The organism is Chryseobacterium sp. OSA05B, from assembly GCF_019970065.1.
Taxonomy (GTDB): domain Bacteria; phylum Bacteroidota; class Bacteroidia; order Flavobacteriales; family Weeksellaceae; genus Chryseobacterium.
The window spans coordinates 920,775-943,389 of the sequence record NZ_JAHXYH010000002.1 but is presented as its reverse complement, the minus strand read 5'-3'; the positions used below and the strand labels follow the sequence as shown (position 1 = coordinate 943,389).

Below are 22,615 nucleotides of genomic sequence, written 5' to 3'. Positions count from 1 at the left end.
GTAGGTAGTAGGGATTAGGGATTAGGGATTGGGATTAGGGTTGGGATTAGGGTTGGTGACGCAGTTTGAAAGGATGGTTTTTTGTAAGAGCCAAGAATCAAGACATCTGGACATCAGATACCAGACGTCAGATTTCAGGTGATAGATATCAAGCATGAGACGATTATCCATTAGCTTAATTACTACGAACCTGCAACCCGCAACTGGCAACCCTCTTCCAAATCATTTACTCAAACCCCTCCCACTTTCAAACTCTCCCAACTCGAAACCCGCAACTCATAACTCATAACTCATAACTCATAACTCATAACCCATAACTCATAACCAAAAGTTATCCATCATAATAAAATACGATTTACTTTGTAATACTATATTTCGGAATTTTGGAGTCTGATTTCAAAACTTATCATATGAAAGAGCTTATCCAAAATGAAATGATCCGAAAAACTATTTTTATTATACTCAGTGCTGTATGCCTTACCCCGTTAGTCTCTTCTCCGATAGCTCTGGCTGTAGGTTTTGGTCTGGCAGTTCTCATTGGTAATCCGTTTGAAAAGCATTTGCACAAATATATTCATCTGCTGCTTCAGATCTCTATTGTAGGATTGGGTTTTGGGCTCAAACTGAATGAAGCGCTCCAGGCTGGAAAGACAGGATTTTTTTTAACGGTTGTCAGTATTTTTACGGTAATGGTTCTGGGATATATTTTAGGAAAGGTATTTAAGCTTGAGAAAAAGCTTTCTTATCTGATTTCTGCCGGAACTGCGATCTGCGGCGGAAGTGCTATTGCAGCTGTTTCTCCTATAATCAAGCCGGGTACGAAGGAAATTTCCTTAGGCCTTGCTATTATTTTCACATTGAATTCTGTCGCACTGTTTATTTATCCGGCTATCGGGCATATACTGCACCTTTCTCAGGAACAGTTCGGACTGTGGTGTGCAGTGGGCATTCATGACACCAGTTCTGTAGTGGGTGCAGCCGGCAAATATGGAAATGAGGCTTTAAAAATAGCCACAACAGTGAAACTGGCCCGTGCTTTATGGATTATTCCGGTTTCTGTGATCACGATGTTTATTTTTAAAAACAAAGAATCGAAAATTAAAATCCCGTGGTTTATAGGATGGTTTATTTTAGCTATTCTTTTAAACACTTATTTTCCGGTTTTTGATGGTCTGAGCAGTTCTGTCACTGCCGTGGCAAAATCGGGTCTGAATCTTACTTTATTCTTTATAGGTTCTACTCTTTCGATCCGGACTTTAAAAACGATAGGAATTAAGCCGCTGGCTGTGGCTGTTATTTTATGGATTACGATAAGTGTGGGGAGTTTGCTTTATATTATCAACTGATTTTTTTAGTTCTCTTTTGTGTTTTTTTTAAACCACAGATTTTCACAGATGTTTATGTCTATTACTTACCGTACAAATTTTTAAATAACCTAATTGATGAAAACTTTTCTAATTCTTTGTTTTGAAATAAAATGAACCAAAAATTCAAGGCTGGAAGGCCGATATGAAACATTATTGTACAAAATAAATTTGTTTTTAAGCCATTTCTACCCTAGTTTTTAAATGACAAAAACCTTTTGGAAGGTCCCAAAAGGCTTTTGCGTATTAAATGTGGAAATGTTTAGTTTTCTTACTGAACTGATGTCTTAAATAGCAGACTCACCACAGTTGTATCCTTGTGTACAAGCGATGTGCTGTACGCAATACCAAGGTCCGGTTACAGAACCAGAACAACTGCATCCGCAAAGTGATAAATCAGGTTTTCCGCTGATTCCTCCGATAATGTTCTTCAGGTCTGCTTTTCTTAATTTCTTAGCATTTTTCATAGTGTTACGTGATTTGGTTTGGGGTTAAACAATATAGTTTTGTTACCCTCCAAAGTTAAACAAATATTAATTATTCGCAACATAATTTAAATAAATTTTCAATAATTCCCTGATACCATTGTATTTATTACATTATAAACGAAATATTGATCTCTAATATTTCTTAAACAGTTATATTATCCGGCTATTTTAAACAGCTGTATTACCAACCGCCCGGTAGACAACCTAATTTTTTGAAAGATGTTGTGAAATGTTTCCAGGACTCTTAAACTTTAATAAAAAAAAACCTTTCAATTACTCGAAAGGTTTTACTGATTCTTTTTATTAACAGGTTATTACCTGCAAACATTTTTTATACTTTACACAATATGACGGACCTGTTACTGCTCCCGTACAGCTGCAACCACATTTTGAAAGATCCGGAGTGGTTGCTTCTTGCACACCTCCTACGATGTTTTTAAGATCATCCTTTTTTAACTTTTTTGCTTTTTTTAAAATTTCCTGTGACATGATGTTTTGGTTTTAATTAAACAATAGAATTAAATCTGATTTATTTCAAAAATAAGTAAATAATAATTATTTAAAGCACAACAAAATGTTAATTCGCTCATTTAATGAAGAAGCTACATAAATTTATTTGTTGACAATTACAAGCATACCTGCTTTTTAAGTTTTATTAAAAATAAAGACCTCTCGATGATCGAAAGGTCTTTGATTAAAAAGTTTCTAATAACTAATACTCCTTTTAAAAAAATATCCGCTAATTGCATATAACATATGCGTCACAATATGCAGGACCATGCAGCGTACCACAAATACAAAAACATTTAGATAAATCCGGAGCTTTACCTCCTCCTTTAATGTTTTTCAAATCTTCTTTTTGAAGTTTTTTTGCATTTTTCATAATAATTTTTTTTATAAGATTAGATATTTATTTTGTACATCTCAAAACTAAACAAATACAAATCTAAATAAACAAAATTCACATTGATTAATTCAATAAATCAAATAAATAATAATAATAAATTTATTTTATTATATAAATAATAAAACAATAAGTATAATTTTAAATTATATCTAATAATTAAAATAAATTATTCTACAAATTCAAGATCTTTATTATGCGTTTCGGAAATCGTAAGTGCCGAATAAAACGCAAGTCCAAAAACAACAATTCCAACAACTGCCGCACTGATGATCACCGTGAAATTATTTTTCAACAGATCAAACGCCAGGATCATCACCGGCACCAGACCTCTTACCATATTGGGAACGGTAGTGGTTGCCGTATTTCTGATATTTGTGCCAAACTGTTCTGCAGCAAGAGTCACAAACATCGCCCAATATCCGGTACCCAAGCCCAGCCAGACACAGAACATATAATATTTCGTTTCTGTATTGGTATTCCCAAACAACATGATCGCCACACCGATTATAGTGAACAGCAGCATATAAAAAATAGCCATCTTCCGGGATTTCAAAGCATGGGAAATAAAACCGCTCATCAGATCACCGACAGAAATGCCTATATATGCCCACATAATGGCTTTTCCGGGATTCAGATCCTTAATGCCTAATTCAGGGGCAAACTGATTGGCTAAAACAGCAAGAATCCCTATACAATACCAGGTAGGCAATCCTACGGCAATGCATTTGAGATATCTGGTCAGGCGGTCTTTATTGGTAAAGAAGGAGAGAAAATTTCCTTTTGAGACACTTTTATGAACGATATTTTTATAAATACCGGATTCTGAAACGCTTATTCTCAACAGCAGCAGCATAATTCCCATAATCCCTCCGATGATGTAGGAAATATTCCAGCCACCGGCCAGTTCTACAGTAAGCTGTGCCACAACAGCACCCATTAGTCCAAATCCCGCTACTACGGAAGTTCCGATAGCTCTTAAACTCTTCGGGAGGCTTTCAGAAACTAGGGTAATTCCGGCTCCCAGCTCTCCGGCGAGTCCTATTCCGGCAATAAATCTTAAACCCGCATATTGGTACACGAGATGCTCTTTCGGGAAGTAAGGCAGGAATCCACAGGCTATATTCGCTAGGGAATATACCAGGATGGATCCGAAAAGTACAGAAAGCCTTCCTTTTTTGTCTCCAAAAATTCCCCAGAACACGCCCCCGATAAGTAGCCCTACCATCTGGCAGTTGAGAATAAAGGTTCCGTCAGCGTCGGGATTTAAGCCTAAAGCTTTTAAACTTGGGATTCTTACGATACCGAATAAAAGGAGGTCATAGATGTCTACGAAATAGCCCAGAGCGGAAATGATAACGGGGATTGAAAAGATGTACTTCAGTTTTGAAGACAAGGACAGTTCTTGCATTTTTAAGTTTTGATAAAAATAAAAAACCTTTCAATTTCTTGAAAGGTTTTTATACAATATCTTTATCTGTTATTATCTTGCAATATTCACAGCTCTTGTTTCTCTGATTACCGTTACTTTTACCTGTCCCGGATAGGTCAGCTCATTCTGGATCTTTTCAGAGATGTCGTAAGAAAGCTGGTTCGCTACTTCATCATTTACTTTTCCGCTTTCTACCATTACTCTCAGTTCTCTACCCGCCTGGATCGCATAAGCGCTTGATACGCCATCGAAACTTAATGCTGCGGATTCAAGATCTTTCAGTCTCTGGATATAAGATTCAAGGACCTGTCTTCTTGCGCCCGGTCTTGCTCCTGAGATGGCATCAGCTACCTGAATGATCGGTGATAATAATGACTTCATTTCAATTTCGTCGTGGTGAGCTCCGATTGCGTTAACGACTTCTGCATTTTCACCATACTTTTCAGCCCACTGCATTCCCAGTAAAGCGTGAGGAAGTTCAGACTCCTGCTCAGGAACTTTACCGATATCGTGTAGAAGACCTGCTCTTTTCGCTAGTTTTACGTTCAGTCCTAATTCAGCAGCCATCGTTGCAGCGATGTTCGCTACTTCTCTAGAGTGCTGTAGTAAGTTCTGTCCGTAAGAAGAACGGTATTTCATTCTACCTACGATTTTGATCAGTTCCGGGTGTAATCCGTGGATTCCTAAATCAATAATCGTTCTTTTTCCAACTTCAATGATCTCTTCTTCGATCTGTTTTTTTGTTTTTTCTACTACTTCTTCGATTCTTGCCGGGTGGATTCTTCCGTCCGTCACCAATCTGTGTAGGGATAATCTTGCGATCTCTCTTCTTACCGGGTCAAAACACGAAAGAAGAATAGCTTCCGGAGTATCATCAACGATAATTTCCACGCCCGTCATTGCTTCCAAAGCACGGATGTTTCTACCTTCTCTACCAATGATTCTACCTTTTACTTCGTCTGATTCAATATTGAAAACAGATACTGAATTTTCAATGGCCTGTTCTGTACCAATTCTCTGAATGGTCTGAACAACTATTTTTCTAGCTTCGTTCTTAGCATTCAGCTGTGCTTCCTCCATAATGCTCTGAACGTGTGCCTGAGCTCTTGTTTTAGCTTCTGCCTTCATGGTTTCTACCAATTCTGCTTTAGCTTCTTCTGCAGTATAGTTCGCAATTTTCTCCAGGATCTCCACTTTTTTAGTGGTCGCCACTTCAAGTTCCTGCTGCTTTCTATCTAAGATTTCATTTTTCTTAGCGTAATCTGCAATCTGCTTGTCAAGGTCTTTTTCAAGTTTTCCTGTCTTGCTAAGCTCGTCGTTAAGCTTATGTTCTTTGTCTTTGGTTCTTTTTTCAACCTCCTGCATTTTTTTCTCACGGGATTGAATATCCGCATCATGCTGAGATTTCAGTTCCAAAAATTTTTCTTTGGCCTGTAGGTTCTTCTCTTTCTTTATGGATTCAGCTTGAACATTTGCTTTTTCTATAAGGTTTTCGGCATTTTTCTTTGCATCATCTACAATAAATTTTGCCTTGGTATTCAGCGAGCTCTTAGAGAAAAGAATCCCTATCACTGCGCCAATAACTAAGCAAATAACGCCGACTATAATGGCTGTTGTCATAATATATATTGAGTTTTAATTGTCTTACACTTATCTAAATAAAAAAAACCTACAACAATTCAGGGATTGAGAGTAAACTCCTAATCAACACGATTTGAACTGATTTCCTCTGTCTGTAATCCGGGAGACCCGGCACGCCATTCAGCGGACATTTGCTCGGTAATTGTTTAGCGTTGAGTTTACCTTAAATGTGTTAGAATTATTGTAGGCAGTTTTGCGGGAAAAGAATTCTATTTCCCGATTTCATTCAACGACTGATTAATCTGCACTAATCTTTCGTTGGTAGAATTTATATTTTTTTCGTAGTTCAGAGAAACTACCTCTGCGTTGGTTCCCAGTTTAAGGGCACACATCGCCAAAGCATCCTGTTTGTCTCTGACATCGAAGTTCTGTTCAAAATCTTTAATCATATTTTCGATCTGCTTTCCAACCTTACGCAAAGTTTCCTCCTCTGCGGCCGGCACGTTCAGCGGATATACCCTTCCTGCAATGTTGATGGTTATTCTTCTTACCTCCATTATAATCCACTGTTTTGAAGCTGCGCAATACAGAAATCAATTTCTTTTACCAATCTGTTGATATGGTTTTTCATTAATCTGTTGTGTTCAGGATTCCCTGATATTGCTGAATAAAGTTTTATATTTTTTTGTTCTTCTGCTAATACCTGATTTCTTCTTCTTTCCTCATCATATTTCGTTTTCAGTTCTTCATGCTCCACAGTCAAGTCTGATAATCTTTCAGTAAGATTTTTATAATTCTTTTGTAAAAGGAAAATCTTTCTCTCTAATTCTGAAAAATTGTTTTCTAAATCTTGAAGCATTTCAGGTTTTGTATATTCTAACTAGCAACAAAAATAAAAAAATAATAACAGTAACAAAAATAAATGTCTCTATATTTTGATTTGATACGAAAAAAGGAGATGCAGATGCACCTCCTTTTGTATTTTTAATGTATATTTTCTTATTCGAATTTCAGAACAAACATCACTGCTCTTGTCTGAAGCGTAGACATTGCCGTCGCCCAGTATGGAGGTGTAGTTGCATTATCCGCTACTTTCTCGTTATTCATAAAGAATGTTCCTCTGATGGCCGGTGTCAGTTTGAATTTATTGAAATAAAACTGGATCCCCATTTCAGCTGACCATGCAAAATTATGCGTAGTGGATCTGAAAACCTGCTGCATGTTGTCATCTTCAGAATCTGAATTGGACTGAAGGTTTACTATATAGTTCACCCCTCCTGCAATATAGGGTCTTGAATTGTACCATCTGTTACCGTGAAGTTCCAATAGTACAGGGATATCTACCAAAGTGGATTTAATTTCTCTTACTTTATCTTTTTCAGTTAAAGCAATTGGGAAAAAAGGTGGGTTAGTCAATGTTCCGGCAGCATACTGGTCATTGGACTGGGTGTTAAAAATTAACTGCCTTTGAGCAAATTGCAAGCCTGGCTCCAATCTTAAGTCCAAATGATCATTCAGTCTCCACTTGGCGATTAAACCGGCCCCGAAACTGTAGCTTTCTCTGGATTTAACAAGATTCTGATTACCTTCCGCACCATATCTTGGATGAAGGACGATACGGTAGTCTAGCCTGTTGCCGTTCAAATAAAAACCCCAACTGAATTTCTGCTCGTCAAAGTCTTCCAACTTATCCATTCTGTTTCGGGTTCTGAATTGCGCATCTGCAAAAACTGCAATATTAACTGAGGCTAAAACCAGTGCTCTTAATAGAAATTTATTCATAGGTTACTTTGTTGCTTTATAAATTGTGGCTATACCTAAACTTAGCTTTTTATATTCTACTTTCTTAAATCCTGTATCTAAAAGAATTTGCTTCATCTTTTCCCCGAAAGGAAAAGCATTTACAGAATCCGGAAGGTATGTATACGCCCTATTATCTTTGGAAACCAGTCTGCCGATGGCAGGTAATATGTTTTTGAAATAAAACATATAAAATGGACCTAAGAACCCCTCAACCTTTGAAAACTCCAGTATATAAACACTCTTGTTATCTTTAACTACTCTTCTTAATTCTGCCAAACCTTTGGTAAGGTTTTCAAAATTCCTTACTCCAAATGCAACGGAAACAGCATCGAATCTATTGTCCTCGAAAGGTAAATTTTCTGCATCTCCTTTTTGCATGGAAATTTTGCCGTCTAATTTAAGTTTTTTTATTTTAATAACGCCAACATTCAGCATTTGTTGTGATAAATCTAAACCAATTACTTTTGCATCGGTTCCTTTTTCAATCGTGATTGCTAAATCTCCCGTTCCTGTAGCCACATCCAGCACTTCCTGCGGATTGTCTTTTTTCATCATTTTCACCAATTTATTCCTCCATAAAACATCTATTTTCATAGATAAAACATGATTCAGAAGGTCGTACTTCGGTGCAATATTGTCGAACATATCCTCTACCTGGCTTTTTTTGGTAGCCTCAGAATTGTAGGGAGTAACTTTGGTAATATCTTTTGTCAAAACTTAAAACTTGTAATATTCTTTGTAATAATTTAGGAAATCCTGCTTTCTGAAAATCTTTGATCTCGATTCCACCTGCTGAATGTTTTTGATCACTTTGTCGTAATCTTCATCCACATTGTAATAAAAATCTTCAGTATAAAGCTTGTTGAAGCGTCTCGCTCCTCCGAAATAATCTTTTCCGTCTATTGTGATTTTGTCCAGGGCCAAAAGTAATGAATCTTTTTTAAGATTGTATCCATAATATTGATCATTAATATAATAATCCTGATGAGCGATGTTGATCAGCCCACGAATCTTATTTACTTCAAATGCAGAATCATAGAGCATTTTTTTATTTTTGTCGAAAACCTGGATCGAGTTTTTTCCTTTTTTGATATCCACGTGAACAAACTGTCCCGCTGAAATTATTCCCTCAGAACCGTTATTGATCTTAAAATAATAAGTATCGGGTGTAGGGTTGTCTACTATAAAATAATTTTTCTTGGCTAAAAAAAAGAAGTAGACCCCAAAGGCAACGATAAACACCACAGCTGCAATAAGTAAGCCTTTTAAAGACGAGTTGTTTTTCATACGATTGTAAAGTACAATTTTTGCAAATTTAATAATATTTTTAATTCTCCGTTATTAATATTAATTATTAACTTTGCATCTTTAAAAAATCATATAAACGAATGCCGAATACGATCATTATTGGTTCCGGATCCTATATTCCTAACAGAGTTATTGGTAGAGATTATTTCATGGATTCTGAGTTCTACACTGAAGACGGAGTTAAGATTGAAAAACCTGCAGAAGAAACCATCGCGAAGTTTGTAGAAATCACAGAAATAGAAAACAGAAGATTTATTGAAGACGATCTTTCCAACTCACAGATCGGTTCTGAAGCTGCAAAAGCAGCCCTGGAGGATGCGAAAATAGATGGCGAAGACCTTGACTACATCATTTATGCAAGCAACTTCGGAGAAGTTACTGTAGACGGATACGTGAATTTCATGCCTAATATGGCAGCAAGAGTGAAAAATAAGCTGGGCATTAAGAACAGAAAATGCATCACTTATGATATGATCTTCGGATGTCCGGGATGGGTGGAAGCCATGATCCTTGCAGACAACCTTATCAAGGCAAAAGCGGCCAAAACCATTCTTGTGATTGGTGCAGAAACACTAAGCCGTGTTACGGATCCGCATGACAGAAACAGAATGATTTTTGCTGACGGTGCCGGTGCAGTGGTTGTACAGGCTACTGATGAAGAAAATGTAGGTATCATCGCGCACAACACCATCTGTGACAACGGTCCGGAACTGTGTTATCTTGAAAATGCTTCTTCCATTAATGCAAACGTAGATCAGAGACGTCTTTACGTAAGAATGCAGGGAAGAAAGATTTATGAGTACGCCCTTAAGAATGTTCCTTCAGCCATCAAGGAAACCATTGAAGATGCAGGACTCTCTATCGAAAATATTGATAAAATTCTTATCCACCAGGCGAATGCAAAAATGGATTATGCGATGATCGAAAGACTTCACAAGCTGTATGATGTGAAAGATTACGACCATGCGATCTCTCCTATGACCATTCAGGACCTTGGAAATACATCTGTAGCAACGATTCCTACCATGTATGATTTAATAATTAAAGGAAAAATGGCAGGTCAAACGTTTAAAGATAAAGGTAACATTGTGATGACTTCGGTAGGTGCCGGAATGAACATCAATGCTATCGTTTACAGATTTCCTTAATATATTTAATTAACAAAAAAATATAAAGCACAGGGAAACGTATTCTTTGTGCTTTTTTTAGATTTATCATGCAGAGAAATTTTTTGATCATTGCCGCTATCTTTCTGGCTCTGGAAGCTTATATCTATCAGGCTATAAGAACATTAACAGATAATTTCTGGATCAGGCTTGGGTATTGGGTTGTATCTTTGACCGTTTACGGGATTTTCGCCTATGAACTTACTCATTTCCAAAGATCAGATAAAAGCTCCGTTAGAGTCCAGATCACAATTTCACTATTCCTGATCTTTATACTGCCCAAAATCTTTGTGGTTCTGTTTTTATTAATTGATGATATTTTTAGAACCGGAGGATATTTAATCGGATTAACGCAGCCGAGAGAAAACTTCTTCCCTGAAAGGAGGAAATTCCTGAGTATTGTTGGACTAGGCCTTGGAGGCGTTCTTTCTGCTCTTTTCATCGATGGCATTACTTTCGGAAAATACAGACATACTGTACGAAGAATAAAGATGAAAATTCCAGGTCTTTCGAAAAATTTTGAAGGCTATAAGGTGATTCAGATCTCTGACGTCCACAGCGGAAGTTTTTCAGATCCATCCAAACTTCAGCACGCCATTGACCTGATCAATGAACAGAATCCTGATCTCGTCCTTTTTACCGGGGATATGGTGAATAATATTTCTGATGAATTCAAACCGTTCATTCCGCTATTTTCAAAGATAAAAGCCAAAGACGGTAAGTTCGCAGTGCTTGGAAACCACGATTACGGCGACTACGTAACATGGACTTCCCTTGATGCCAAAAAGAAAAACCTCGACACACTTATCGACTATGAAAGACAGGCTGGCTTTGATATGCTGAGGAACGAACACAGAGTGATCGAGAGAAACGGAGAAAAATTATATATCCTCGGCGTTGAAAACTGGGGATTGAAACCATTCCCTCAATTCGGAAAGATTGACGATGCTTTAAAAGGCGTGCCGGAATCGGCTCCAAAAATCCTGATGAGCCACGACCCTACTCATTTCGATTACGTAGTTAAAAAACACCCGGGAAACATTCACCTGACCCTTTCGGGACACACCCATGGAATGCAGTTCGGTTTAGATCTGAAAAACGTGAAATGGTCTCCTGTTCAATACCGTTACCCAAAATGGGCCGATCTTTACGAAAGTGAAGGGAAAATGCTGTATGTCAACAGAGGCTTCGGTGTTCTGGGCTATCCGGGAAGAGTTGGGGTATTGCCGGAAATTACTTTGTTTGAGCTGAGTTAGTTTTGAGTTTGAGAGTGAGAGGGTTTGAGAGTCTGAGGGCTTTAGACTAAATGAGGTAGAAAGAAGGTTATCAGTTGCTGGTTGCTAGTTGCTAGTTGCTAGTTGCTAGTTGCTAGTTGCTAGTCGAAAATAACGTTTACTGGTTTGTAGTAATTAAATTAATGAGTTGTCGTCTGATGTCTGATATCTTACATCTTGATTCCTGGCTCTTGGTTCTCACGCATCAAAAAACCATAGCTTCAACCTTCTGCACACTCCCTAATCCCTACAACCTGCTACCTAAAAAATATAATCCTTCATCCGCGAAGTCGCCATATCATGCTCATTGATCCAGGTAAGAAGGGCATCGAGTTTGTCTTCCATTTTCTTTCCTGAGAAAAGGCTTCTGTAAAACGGAATGTCAAACCGGTATTTTTTAAAGTCGGTGAATTGCCAGGAGTTAAGATAGATCAAAACAAAATCGTCATTCTTCAGCGTTTCAAAAACCATACTCTGATAATAGTTCATTGGAAGGATCTGAAACACGAAATCATTATACGGAAGCTGACTGTATGGTGAGATACTTTCCGGTACAATACTCAGTCCGTCTTCCTCATTAATCTCGGTATCTCTTTTCAGTCGTTTGAACGGAAAAAGAACATCCGCATTATCGATATTGGAGACATAATTAAACTCCAACGATTTCAGATTTTCCTGAGGCAACTTACAATCTTTCTGCCGGATTCCTCTGATCTGTTTTTCCAGAAGATCCTGAATATTTTTTTTCACTTCTTCAATTTCCTGAAGATTTGAATTGAAATTATAAAAAGCAATTTCATGCCCTTTGGATGAAATTGCTTTTATTAAATTCTGCAGTTTTTCTGCGATGGAAATCTCCACAAAAAAACTGGCTTTGATATCATGAATATCTAAAATCCGAAGAATAGCTTTGGTGTTATCTTCTGTGATCTTCAGTCTTTCTTCATCAGAAATCTGCATGCTGTTTTTGGCTTCAGCCTCTATATTTAAGATGTTAAAAGTCAATAAAATCATTTAAATTAAATTTTAGATAATACTAATAATTAATTACAAATCAGATGTTAAAATAAAAATAATTTAAACATTAACTTTAAGTAATTAGTTTTTATTCAATTTTACTTTAAGATTCTTGATCATGTCCTTCGACATTTCAGAAATTCCGAAATCATACGTCAGTCCCCAGTCCTTTTTCGCTACAGAATCGTCGATGGATGCCGGCCATGAATCTGCAATCGCCTGTCTGAAATCAGGTTTGTAATCGATCGTAAATTCCGGTATTTCTTTCTTGATTTCTTCGGCAAGTTCTTTCGGCGTAAATGACATTCCTCCTAAATTATAAGAAGAACGAACGGTAAGACTTTCCTTCGGAGCTTCCATTAATTTCAATGTTGCGTTGATCGCGTCATCCATATAAAGCATCGGCATTCCGGTATCTTCAGAAATGAAACTTGTGTATTTTCCTTCCTCGATAGCTTCGTAAAAAATCTCAACAGCGTAATCTGTAGTCCCACCTCCGGCAGGTGTTTTCCATGAAATAAGTCCCGGGTATCTGATACTTCTCACATCTACTCCATGCTTGTCAAAATAATATTCACACCACTTTTCTCCCGCCATTTTGGAGATTCCATACACGGTAGTAGGATTTAAAACCACATCCTGCGCTACATCATGTTTTGGGATTCCTTTCCCGAATACAGCGATAGAACTCGGCCAGAAGATCTTTTTAAGAAGCCCTTCCTTTGCCAATTCACAAAAATGAAGAAGAGGCTCAAGATTTAATTTCCAGGCGAAAATAGGCTGCTTTTCTGAAGTTCCTGATAAAAGAGATGCCAGATGATACACTGTAGTGATCTCATAATCTTTGATCACCTGTCTTACCAGCTGTGTATTGGTAACATCCATTCTTTCGTAATGTCCGGCAGCAGTAATTCCCTTTTGCCATCTGTCCAGTCCTGATGCTACTACATTATCAGCTCCGTGGATTTCAACAAGTCTGTTTGTCAGTTCGGTGCCGATCTGTCCCAGAGCACCTGTAATCAATATTCTTTCCGTATAGGATTCCATTTTTAGATATTTTTTTTAGAGTTGTACAAAAGTAAAAAAATCATGCTTATCATAATAATAAAGGTGTGCTTAAAAACAGATTCTGCATAACTGTCAGGAAAAAATAATATGTAAGAGAAATCAATCATATTCATCATTCAATAAAAATTCATCAAATAATACCTGACCTTATCTTCTTTTTCTCTATCAATAGCTGCGGACGTGGATATTCCATTTGTTTAACCAGCAAACATTTACATTAAAAAATTATCTACTTTTGTTCTAAACAAAATCTTATGAAGAAGTTTTTTATTGCAGCAGTGCTGTTTGCCGGTCATGCTTACTGGGCACAGTTCACTGATTTCAACATTATCAAAGAAGTAAAAGTAAAAAATAAAGGTGCCGTGGTATCGGCACATCCCCTGGCCAGTGAAGCAGGTGCCAAAATCATGAAGATGGGCGGAAATGCATATGATGCTGCTGTTGCCACCCAATATGCACTTGCCGTTGTTTATCCTCAGGCCGGAAATATCGGCGGTGGCGGTTTTTTAGTGGGTGTTAAAAATAATGGTGAAAAATTTACGCTGGATTATAGAGAAACAGCTCCAAAAAAAGCATCCAGAGATATGTACGTTGACAAAAACGGTAAAGCCAATACAGATCTTTCTCAATATGGGAGGCTTGCTGTAGGAATACCGGGAAGTATCGCCGGTTTTTATGCTACTTTGAAATACTGTAAACTCCCGATGGACAAAATCATACAGCCGGCTATTGATTTAGCCGAAAAAGGGTTTGCCATCACAGAAATGGAAGCTGAAATGCTGAATACCCACAGAGAAAAATTCCTGAAACATAACTCATCATCTATTCCATTCGTAAAAGACACTCCATGGAAAGCAGGTGATCTTCTGGTACAGAAAGAACTGGCAGCCACGCTTAAATTAATTCAAAAACAGGGAGCCAAAGGATTTTACGAAGGAAAAACAGCTGAACTTATGGTTTCCGAAATGAAAAAAGGAAACGGAATAATGACTCTGGAAGATCTTAAAAATTATAAAGCGGCAGAAAGAAAACCTTTGGAATTTGATTATAAAGGAAGTCGTGTGGTGACCATGCCTCTGCCTTCCAGTGGCGGTGTATTGCTTGCTCAAATGCTGACTATGGCCGGATACGAAAATCTGGAAAAATACCAGCAAAATTCGACAGAAGCCGTACAGATCATGGCAGAAGCCGAAAGAAGAGCTTTTGCAGACAGGGCAGAATATATGGGTGACCCTGATTTCATTGAAGACAAAACCACTTATCTGACTTCTGATGCTTACTTAAAAAGCAGATGGAAAAGTTTCAGCTTCAATAAAGCAACGCCAAGCGCTGAAGTGGGAAAAATCATCAATCAACCGAATGAATCTACACAAACCACCCATATTTCCGTAATCGATAAAGACGGAAACGCTGCTTCCGTGACCACTACTCTTAACGGATATTATGGAAGCAAAGTCGTGGTTTCGGGTGCAGGATTCTTTTTAAATAATGAAATGGACGACTTTTCCATCAAACCCGGAGTTCCGAATATGTTTGGAGCAGTGGGTGGAGAGGCCAATTCAATTCAGCCTAACAAAAGAATGCTTTCTTCCATGACTCCTACGATCCTGCTTAAAAATGGAAAACCTTATATGGTGGTGGGAACTCCAGGGGGAACTACCATTCCTACATCTGTGTATCAATCGATTGTGAATGTTGTAGATTTTAAACTTAATGCCAATATCTCCGTGAACGCACCGAAATTTCATCATCAGTGGCTTCCGGAAAAAATCACGGTAGAAAACAATTTCCCCGAAAGTACGATCTCAGCCCTGAAAAGCAAAAATTACGTGATCGAAAAAATAAAATACATCGGAAAAACAGAACTGATTCTGATGGACGACAATGGAAATATTCATGCTGTGGCTGATGGCCGCGGGGATGATTCTGTTGCAGTAGAATAATTTTGTTCTAATTACAATATGCTTCGACTCTTCTCGTCGATATGACGTATTTATCTAAGTTGTCATGCTGAGCGGAGTCGAAGCATTTTTATTTCTATAACTATATATTCAACTATAATACTTAAAACGAAACTGAAAACTTTCAGAACCCCATCTCCCATCTTCCTTACTTCCATCCTTTCCTAAATCATCAATTTAACTGACTTTCGTCATGTTTTAAGATAAAAATTCTTAATTTTCCGTCTTCAAAATCTAAAAAAGAATCCTTTGAAATCGAAACCATTTTATCATCAGCTTTATTTTCAAGTCATTATCGCTATTATAGCGGGTATCCTTTTAGGAAGGTTTTATCCCGAATTAGGTGAAAAAATGAAACCACTCGGCGACGGATTCATCAAACTGGTGAAAATGATCATCGCTCCGGTGATCTTTATTACCCTGACTTTGGGAATTGCTCACATGACCGATCTCAAAAAAGTCGGCCGTATTGCTGTAAAAGCAATGATTTATTTCTTTACATTTTCGACTTTAGCTCTGATTATCGGACTTATCGTCGGAAATATTCTGCAGCCGGGACACGGTTTAAATATCGACCCTGCTACTCTATCCGGTGATGTTTCTCAATATCAGCAAAAAGCTCATGATTCGACGCTGACAGGTTTTATCATGAATATTATTCCTGAAACGCTTTTCAGTCCACTTGTCGGTGAAAATATACTTCAGGTACTTCTGGTAGCTATCTTAATGGGTGTTGCTCTGGTTTTAACCAAAGAAAAAAGCCAGAAAGTAACCGACTTTTTACAGGATCTGTCTACTCCTATCTTCAAAATTGTGCATATGCTGATGAAACTGGCACCCATCGGGGCTTTTGGGGCAATGGCATTTACCATCGGAAAATATGGTCTTCATTCGGTCCTGAATCTGATATTTTTAGTGGGAACCTTCTATATTACCTCTATTCTTTTCGTGGTATTGGTCTTGGGAGCAGTGGCATGGTACAACGGATTCAGTATTTTTAAACTGATGTTTTATCTGAAGGAGGAACTTCTACTGGTTTTAGGAACCAGCTCTTCCGAGTCGGCGCTTCCGGGAATTATGGAAAAGCTGGAAAAGGCAGGCTGCTCGAGAGCCATTGTGGGATTGGTAGTTCCTACCGGATATTCTTTCAATCTGGATGGAACCAACATTTATATGACGCTGGCTTCTCTATTTATTGCCCAGGCCCTGAATATTGATCTTTCTTTGGAAAAGCAATTAATGTTGCTTTTGGTAGCGATGCTAAGTTCAAAAGGAGCTGCAGGTGTTACAGGAGCCGGATTTGTGACTCTCGCCGCTACATTGGCTGTAGTTCCCGAAATCCCTATTGCAGGAATGACATTAATACTGGGAATCGACAAGTTTATGAGCGAATGCAGGGCTTTAACGAATGTTGTTGGAAATTCTGTAGCCACGGTAGTCGTAGCCAACTGGGAAAAGCAGTTGGATAAGGAACAGCTACAATATTGTCTGAATCATCCGGCTGAGATTGAGAAGAAGCTGGAGATTTAAGGATTTGGGTGTTGGAAAAATGCAAAGGCTTTTCTTTACCTTACACTAAAATATTCAGACTTGCAGGCAACACTTTCACGTGAACCGGTGACTCTATTTTATTAAATTCTCCGTCAAGATGCCAGTTTTTGGTGGTTACTTTGAATGAAATTTCCGAAACGGGAAGGTAGGTAACATATTCATCATCCTTCAGTCTTTTAGTAAACATCCTGAAGGCAAAAAGAGCTGAATAGGTCAGAGGAAATTTTTTCACCAGTACCATATCAACCAATCCGTCACTTTTACTCGCATTGGGAGCAATGTAAGCGTTATTTCCGAATTGGCGGGTGTTGGCAATATTCAGCATCAGATATCTTCCGTTGTACTGCTGATAAGCTTCTTCGGTAAACTTAACCTTGATAGGTTTATAATTAAAGAATGTCTTCAGAGACACTTTGATGTAATTTTTGAATCCGCGGGTGGTTTTTTCAAACTCTTTTACCACTTTTCCGTCGAATCCGGTACCTGAAACGTTGATCGAAAGTCTGTCATTCACCGTAAAAGTATCAATCTTTCTGAATGCTTTGGCTTTAATTTTCTCCAGAAGTTCATCCAGATTCTTATTGAATTTAGTTTCATTGGAAAAACCATTCCCCGATCCTGCGGGAAATATAGCCAGAATTTTATCCGTATTAATAAGATTTCTCGCCACGGTAGAGATTGTTCCATCGCCTCCTATGGCTACAAAAATATCGACATTGTCAAAATTAGCCTTAATAAAATCATCTGTCCCCGGAATAGATTCAGAGATGTAATACAAAGGGTTGTCAACCTTTTTTTTAAGTTCGTCAAGAAACGGCTGATAATTTTTTTTGGCCGAAAAAGGATTAATGATAAAAGCTGCTTTTTCCATTACCGCAAAAATAGAAAATGCTTCCTGATCCGGAAGCATTAATTTACTTTATTTTCATTCTTTCTTTAAATTCTGTATTCAGAGTTCCTTTCAATTCATCCCATGAAACAGGAATAACAATGTCTCCTGCTGCAAAAGCTGCAATTTCGTACGGGCTGTAATGGAAGTACAGATTCTTCTGATCAAAATAGAAATTATTCGTAGCCGGAATAACTTCTACCAACAGCATATCTGAGTTTTTCACTTCTCCTTCAGCATCTGTTGTTCCGCTTTTAACTTTATTAAGATTCTTCATCAACAGCGCTTCCAGTTTAGCTTTCGGCATGGAAGTTACGTCTTTCAGCTCCAGTTTTCTATTGTTTTTAAGATCAAAAACTCTTTCTGAAAATCCGAAATTATCATGGGCTCCTCCTTCATATGAACTCCATACATATCCGATATGCATATAATCATTTTCATTGGAGATTAAATCCATAGAGGAGTTGGTGTACCAGCTTTGGGCATAGGAGATATCTGAAATCCAGTCTTTGCTTTCGCTTTTCGTTGATTTGAAATACTCATTTTTCTGATTATCAAGATAGGACTGCAGTCCTTTTTCAGAAAAATCCTTGATTCCCTGCTCATGAAAATAGATACTGTCTAAGAGTTTTTTTTCTTTCAACGTTGGAAAAACGAGCAATTTTGAAGTGAATTTCAAACTCAATGAGTCTGCAATCTTTGAAGAATCACTCACTTTTACAGAGTCCACTGTAAGTTTTTCAGGCTGTGACACTTCAGTTTTATCAGAAGGTTTAGTTGTATTTTCTGCCTTTTTACATGCTGAAAAAGTAAGAAAAGAAGAAACTGCCAGAACGGCAATCGTATTTTTCATAATTTATTTTTTTAATATTAATACAAAAACCATTCAAAAAATGAATGGTTTTGCAAAATTATTTTTTATTTAATCTAAAATCTATATTAAACGTACTTTTATGATTTTTTAATCAGACTGATTACCTGGTTTTCACTTTTTGAAGCGGTTCCCCAAATCTGCTTAAATGCAGGATAATATTCTTTAGGATAATCCGAGCTTACAATTTTTGTTGTGGAGGTGACTTCCAGCTTATTTCCTTTCTGCTCGGCAACATAGCTGTACTCTATTTCTTTATCCTGAGTAACAATCTTTTTACTTTTAGGCATGCTTTCTATGACATAGCCTTCCGGTATTTCCAGAATTACTTTTTTAACTTTAGTATAGGCAGATATAAAGTCTATAGGATATTTTCTCTCTTCTGTCTGGTCAAATTCATTAGAGTTTTTGCTTAAAAAGAGCATTGGATTGATAATCATTTTTTCACCCACTTTATCGATCATATTATCTGAAGAGAATTTCATTGTACTTTCAAAATCTCCGTTTTCTATAATTTTCGAATCAATTCCGGTAAAATCTATTGAAAAGTTGTCTTTATACTGTTTTTTGTATTTTTCAGCATTTTCATCATAGCTTTCTTTAGCAAACATCGCATAAGTCCCGGTATCTTTATCAGAATATTTCCCGGAAATACTTCCATCTTCATTAATCTTTGCTTCGGCGGTAAGATAATTAAAACTGGAAGACAGGTTGGGCATCTGTATATGCAATATTTTATCTTTTGCGATCAAAATACCGTATTCATTCCAGTCTCTTGGCGGAAGATTGTTTGCAGAGGACTGTTTTGAGGTAGCATCATATAGCTGATAGCTGTCATTTATTTTAACAGCAGCAATCACAAGGTTGGCACTATTCACACTTGGAGAAGCCAAATTGATAAGACCATGGTCTACCGTGGAAATAATAAGCGGATCAGCCTTAAGTCCTGCTTCTCTCAACATGGTAACCAAAAAGAGATTAATTTCAGCAGCATTTCCTGTTTTGGTTTCCAACAGCTTTTTGATTCCTTCATCTGTAGTAATCCCTCTGTCTTTATTCCAGATAAATGCATTTTTTACATATTCAAAAATGGCATCAGCCTTTTCTTTTTCAGATTTCATTCCTGAAACTGCAACAGGAATGTGTTCTTTAGCCAGTTTTGTTCTTTTCAGTTCATCTCCGAAATCATTACTGAGGTACAGTTTATCCTTGATTTCATCCCATGATGAAGAATACATTTGTAGCTTTGAGAATAGGGTTGAGTGAAGTTCTGCACTTATTTTTGTCCTGTAGTTTTTATCGTTTTTAATAAATTTTTCAGTTTTGAATCCCTTCAGATTTTCATATCCGAACCTGTATGTTTTATAATCCAGCCCATACATTGCTTTTTCTTCTATTTCTCTATATCTTGGGACTAATGATCCTGTATAATTGACATTGTAGGATATATTCACAGGTGTATCCAGAATATATTCCGTGTATAGAGAGGGTGCATCAGTTTCGATTACCACCTGTGGAACAGAATATAAAAACGGAGACAAGATCTCATACTGATATTCGATAACAGACCCGTTCTTTACATTGGGAAAAGCAAATTTATTGATGGTAACATACTTACTTTCCTTACTTTTGTATTTTGAGCTCTTATCGACTTTTGTCGCTACAGAAGCACCATTTTCAAGGTTATAGGTAAATGCTTTTATCTTTTCCAATGTTTCTCTTTCCGAACTCAGATAAAGAGGAATTTCAAGGTTCAGCCATTCTTCCGCCTTATCTTTATCATAAATTTTAATTCTGCTGAAAACACTTTTACGGAGGTTTCCGGTAGCAGGATCAATATTAAAATGTACTGATCTGTACAAAATCTCGGCAGGTGCATTTTCATCCAGCAAAGATTTTGGTTTGGTAAGATCTGCATCATTAAATTTAGGCGGGTCCAGAAACTCATGTCTCTGACCGTTTACACAGATCAAAATTCCAGAAAAGAAAGCTATTAATAATGCTTTTTTCATGTTTATGTTTATATTTTAGTTATTAATATTTTAGAATTATCCGTATTCATGGCTTTTTTACGGAAGCTCACATAGTCGTTGTATTTCTCTTTTGGAAATATGCCTTTGTTTATTTTAATGAAACGGTTCACTTTTACTGATTCACCGTTTTTCACAAGCGTAAGTTTGTAGGTTCCAAATTCAGAATTGATTGTTACATTTTGTGGAACTTCATCTATTTTATAGTTCTTCGGAAGTACAAAATCTATTTCATATTCATCCTCAAAGGACTGTCCTATTTCAAAAGGAAGCTCTCTGTTTTCATCAGCTTTGTAATGGCTGTTAGAAAAAATAGGTACAGCTCTGAATATCAAACTCTGCCCCATAGATTTGGAATAATTATTAGCTTTAAAATCCATATTGAATTTCACCACCGCATTATCTTTATCATTTACAAAGTCTTTCATTTCCACTTTCTCAAAATTCAGAACATCAAATCTGCTTTTCATAGATTCAATTCTTTCTTTTGGTGACAGATAAGCATATGATAAATTACTGTCATACTGGCTTCCGGTGTACGCAAACTGGCCTTCTCCTTTTATTGTACTGTCTTCACTCAGGGTAATTTTTAAAATTTGCTTCTCTCTGTTCTGTTCTGCAGTATAGGTCGGTGTATTGATAAGTTCGATTCCTTTTTTGGTTACGGCAAGTACATTTCTATCTGTAGTACTGTAACCCAAATGGTTAAAGGCAATCTGCTGAGAAGTATTTTCCAGCCAGATATTTCCTTTTTCAGTCGGAACCATCAAAATGGCATGATTTCCACCCATCGCCGGAAAATCGGAATCAAAAGAAACCTGAGATGCACCGGAATTGATCACACAGTAATTGGATGGAATTCCTGCCTCATTCAATAGGGTTTTCATGTAATTGGTAAGTCCTTTACAGTCTCCGTATCCTTTTTTATGCACTTCATCCGGAAGCATCGGTAGCCAACCGCCTATTCCCAATCCCACGAATATATACCTGGTTTTTGCCTGCATATACTGATAGAGTTTTTTGACTTTCTCCTCGGTTGAACCTTCTAACTTCAGGGCAGCTACTTCAGCCTTAATAGCCGGGGTAGACGCAGAAACAGGCTCTACAAGATTGGTATAATACCAGGTTCCGAAATCTGTCCAGTTATTAAGAGTTCCCTGTTTTCCTTCCAGATTGAATTTAGCTAAGGCAAAACTCACTTTCGGTAAAATTTTCACTGGCTGCGGAAGCATCTGGGCATCATCAATGGCCGGAACATTTTTATAGGCGTATGTTTTTTCAATTCCGTTATCAGTTGTCAGCACGGAAGTATAGTTATATTTTGAAGGATATGTCTTAGTTCTGAGTTCGATTCCCGATTTATTGATTATTTTAAACTGTGCTTCTTCCAGAGCTATATTGGGCGATGAAAACGGCACAAAATCGGGAATAAAAATGGTATTATCATTGGTAATCTGATAAGAAAAATCAATGGTATACGGGTAATAAGCCGAAGTGTATGACAACGCCAAAATCCTGTTATCAGAATAAAACACCCCTTGACTATTATTGGCAAAGTCTCCGAAATCAGATTTGGAAAAACTTTTTACTTTTTTTCCGGCCTCATCATACACAGTAACCTTCACATCTGAAATATTATCTCCTTTTTGGTAAGGTATATAAATCAAGGCTTTAGAGTCACCATCTTTATTTAAAACCGTGGTTACCGTATTGAACTGGTATTTAATTTCATCAATTTTATTAATCTGGGCCGTGGTAAAGTCTTTTCTGATCACTACATCAGCATTTTTCTTTAAATTTTCAGGAATGGCAGATGCAGGATAAGTTTGGGCGAAATATATCGAGGCGATAGATAAAGCCCCTAGAACTAATATTTTCATCATTGCAGTTAAGTTTTTACGAGATAAT

General features: G+C 37.2%; 21 protein-coding genes. 5 read left to right on the top strand and 16 right to left on the bottom strand.

Annotated elements, in window-relative coordinates:
• Positions 1-21: 21 nt before the first annotated feature.
• The gene (locus LC419_RS11645) at positions 22-171 is read right to left on the bottom strand and encodes a hypothetical protein (protein WP_223607491.1); all 150 of its coding nucleotides are present in this window, start codon (positions 169-171) and stop codon (positions 22-24) included.
• 239 nt (positions 172-410) lie between these two features.
• Between LC419_RS11645 and LC419_RS11640 the strand changes: the two genes are divergently transcribed.
• On the top strand, positions 411-1,346 hold the full coding sequence (locus LC419_RS11640; protein WP_223607490.1) for a YeiH family protein: 936 nt from the start codon (positions 411-413) through the stop codon (positions 1,344-1,346).
• Between the two features lie 305 nt (positions 1,347-1,651).
• On the opposite strand, the gene LC419_RS11635 is transcribed toward LC419_RS11640, so the two are convergent.
• The 9 genes from LC419_RS11635 to LC419_RS11595 form a co-directional block, all read right to left on the bottom strand.
• Entirely contained in the window at positions 1,652-1,831 is a 180-nt protein-coding gene (locus LC419_RS11635) for a hypothetical protein (protein ID WP_047448256.1), read from the bottom strand.
• 760 nt (positions 1,832-2,591) lie between these two features.
• Complete coding sequence (locus LC419_RS11630) at positions 2,592-2,735, bottom strand: hypothetical protein (RefSeq protein ID WP_223607489.1); 144 nt, start codon at positions 2,733-2,735, stop codon at positions 2,592-2,594.
• Between the two features lie 190 nt (positions 2,736-2,925).
• Positions 2,926-4,167, bottom strand: a complete 1,242-nt coding sequence (locus LC419_RS11625; RefSeq protein ID WP_223607488.1) for an MFS transporter — start codon at positions 4,165-4,167, stop codon at positions 2,926-2,928.
• Positions 4,168-4,239: 72 nt separating this feature from the next.
• Entirely contained in the window at positions 4,240-5,808 is a 1,569-nt protein-coding gene (rny, locus tag LC419_RS11620; protein WP_223607487.1) for a ribonuclease Y, read from the bottom strand.
• 230 nt (positions 5,809-6,038) lie between these two features.
• Positions 6,039-6,326 carry a cell division protein ZapA gene (locus LC419_RS11615; protein WP_034726323.1) on the bottom strand — a complete coding sequence of 96 codons (288 nt, stop codon included), beginning with the start codon at positions 6,324-6,326 and terminating at the stop codon, positions 6,039-6,041.
• Positions 6,326-6,628 carry a hypothetical protein gene (locus LC419_RS11610; RefSeq protein WP_223607486.1) on the bottom strand — a complete coding sequence of 101 codons (303 nt, stop codon included), beginning with the start codon at positions 6,626-6,628 and terminating at the stop codon, positions 6,326-6,328. The genes LC419_RS11615 and LC419_RS11610 overlap by 1 nt, the downstream gene beginning before the upstream one ends.
• Positions 6,629-6,768: 140 nt before the next feature.
• Positions 6,769-7,551, bottom strand: coding sequence for a porin family protein (locus tag LC419_RS11605; RefSeq protein WP_223607485.1), 783 nt, complete (start codon positions 7,549-7,551; stop codon positions 6,769-6,771).
• Positions 7,552-7,554: 3 nt separating this feature from the next.
• The gene (gene ubiE, locus LC419_RS11600) at positions 7,555-8,286 is read right to left on the bottom strand and encodes a bifunctional demethylmenaquinone methyltransferase/2-methoxy-6-polyprenyl-1,4-benzoquinol methylase UbiE (protein WP_223607484.1); all 732 of its coding nucleotides are present in this window, start codon (positions 8,284-8,286) and stop codon (positions 7,555-7,557) included.
• A 3-nt stretch (positions 8,287-8,289) separates the two neighbouring features.
• Entirely contained in the window at positions 8,290-8,859 is a 570-nt protein-coding gene (locus tag LC419_RS11595) for a hypothetical protein (protein ID WP_223607483.1), read from the bottom strand.
• Between the two features lie 101 nt (positions 8,860-8,960).
• Here LC419_RS11595 and LC419_RS11590 point away from each other — a divergent pair, with 101 nt between their 5' ends.
• Together LC419_RS11590 and LC419_RS11585 are read left to right on the top strand one after the other, a co-directional pair.
• A complete protein-coding gene (locus LC419_RS11590; RefSeq protein WP_223607482.1) occupies positions 8,961-10,028 on the top strand; it encodes a 3-oxoacyl-ACP synthase III family protein in 1,068 nt (355 codons plus the stop codon).
• A gap of 68 nt (positions 10,029-10,096) precedes the next feature.
• On the top strand, positions 10,097-11,302 hold the full coding sequence (locus LC419_RS11585; protein WP_223607481.1) for a metallophosphoesterase: 1,206 nt from the start codon (positions 10,097-10,099) through the stop codon (positions 11,300-11,302).
• A 279-nt stretch (positions 11,303-11,581) separates the two neighbouring features.
• Here the strand turns inward: LC419_RS11585 and LC419_RS11580 are convergent, their stop codons facing one another.
• A complete protein-coding gene (locus LC419_RS11580) occupies positions 11,582-12,334 on the bottom strand; it encodes a polysaccharide deacetylase family protein (RefSeq protein ID WP_223607480.1) in 753 nt (250 codons plus the stop codon).
• Between the two features lie 84 nt (positions 12,335-12,418).
• Positions 12,419-13,384: an NAD-dependent epimerase/dehydratase family protein gene (locus LC419_RS11575; RefSeq protein ID WP_034726333.1), complete on the bottom strand. Its 966-nt coding sequence runs from the start codon at positions 13,382-13,384 to the stop codon at positions 12,419-12,421.
• A 275-nt stretch (positions 13,385-13,659) separates the two neighbouring features.
• Between LC419_RS11575 and ggt the strand changes: the two genes are divergently transcribed.
• Both ggt and LC419_RS11565 read left to right on the top strand, forming a co-directional pair.
• Positions 13,660-15,348 carry a gamma-glutamyltransferase gene (gene ggt / locus LC419_RS11570; protein ID WP_223607479.1) on the top strand — a complete coding sequence of 563 codons (1,689 nt, stop codon included), beginning with the start codon at positions 13,660-13,662 and terminating at the stop codon, positions 15,346-15,348.
• Positions 15,349-15,615: 267 nt separating this feature from the next.
• Positions 15,616-16,896, top strand: a complete 1,281-nt coding sequence (locus tag LC419_RS11565; RefSeq protein ID WP_223607478.1) for a dicarboxylate/amino acid:cation symporter — start codon at positions 15,616-15,618, stop codon at positions 16,894-16,896.
• Between the two features lie 40 nt (positions 16,897-16,936).
• Here LC419_RS11565 and LC419_RS11560 read toward each other — a convergent pair whose 3' ends face one another.
• The 4 genes from LC419_RS11560 to LC419_RS11545 form a co-directional block, all read right to left on the bottom strand.
• Positions 16,937-17,788: a diacylglycerol kinase family protein gene (locus tag LC419_RS11560; RefSeq protein WP_223607604.1), complete on the bottom strand. Its 852-nt coding sequence runs from the start codon at positions 17,786-17,788 to the stop codon at positions 16,937-16,939.
• Positions 17,789-17,831: 43 nt separating this feature from the next.
• Positions 17,832-18,659: an RsiV family protein gene (locus LC419_RS11555; protein ID WP_223607477.1), complete on the bottom strand. Its 828-nt coding sequence runs from the start codon at positions 18,657-18,659 to the stop codon at positions 17,832-17,834.
• Positions 18,660-18,757: 98 nt separating this feature from the next.
• The gene (locus LC419_RS11550) at positions 18,758-20,689 is read right to left on the bottom strand and encodes a transglutaminase-like domain-containing protein (RefSeq protein ID WP_223607476.1); all 1,932 of its coding nucleotides are present in this window, start codon (positions 20,687-20,689) and stop codon (positions 18,758-18,760) included.
• A gap of 8 nt (positions 20,690-20,697) precedes the next feature.
• Complete coding sequence (locus LC419_RS11545) at positions 20,698-22,590, bottom strand: DUF3857 domain-containing protein (RefSeq protein WP_223607475.1); 1,893 nt, start codon at positions 22,588-22,590, stop codon at positions 20,698-20,700.
• Positions 22,591-22,615: the final 25 nt, after the last annotated feature.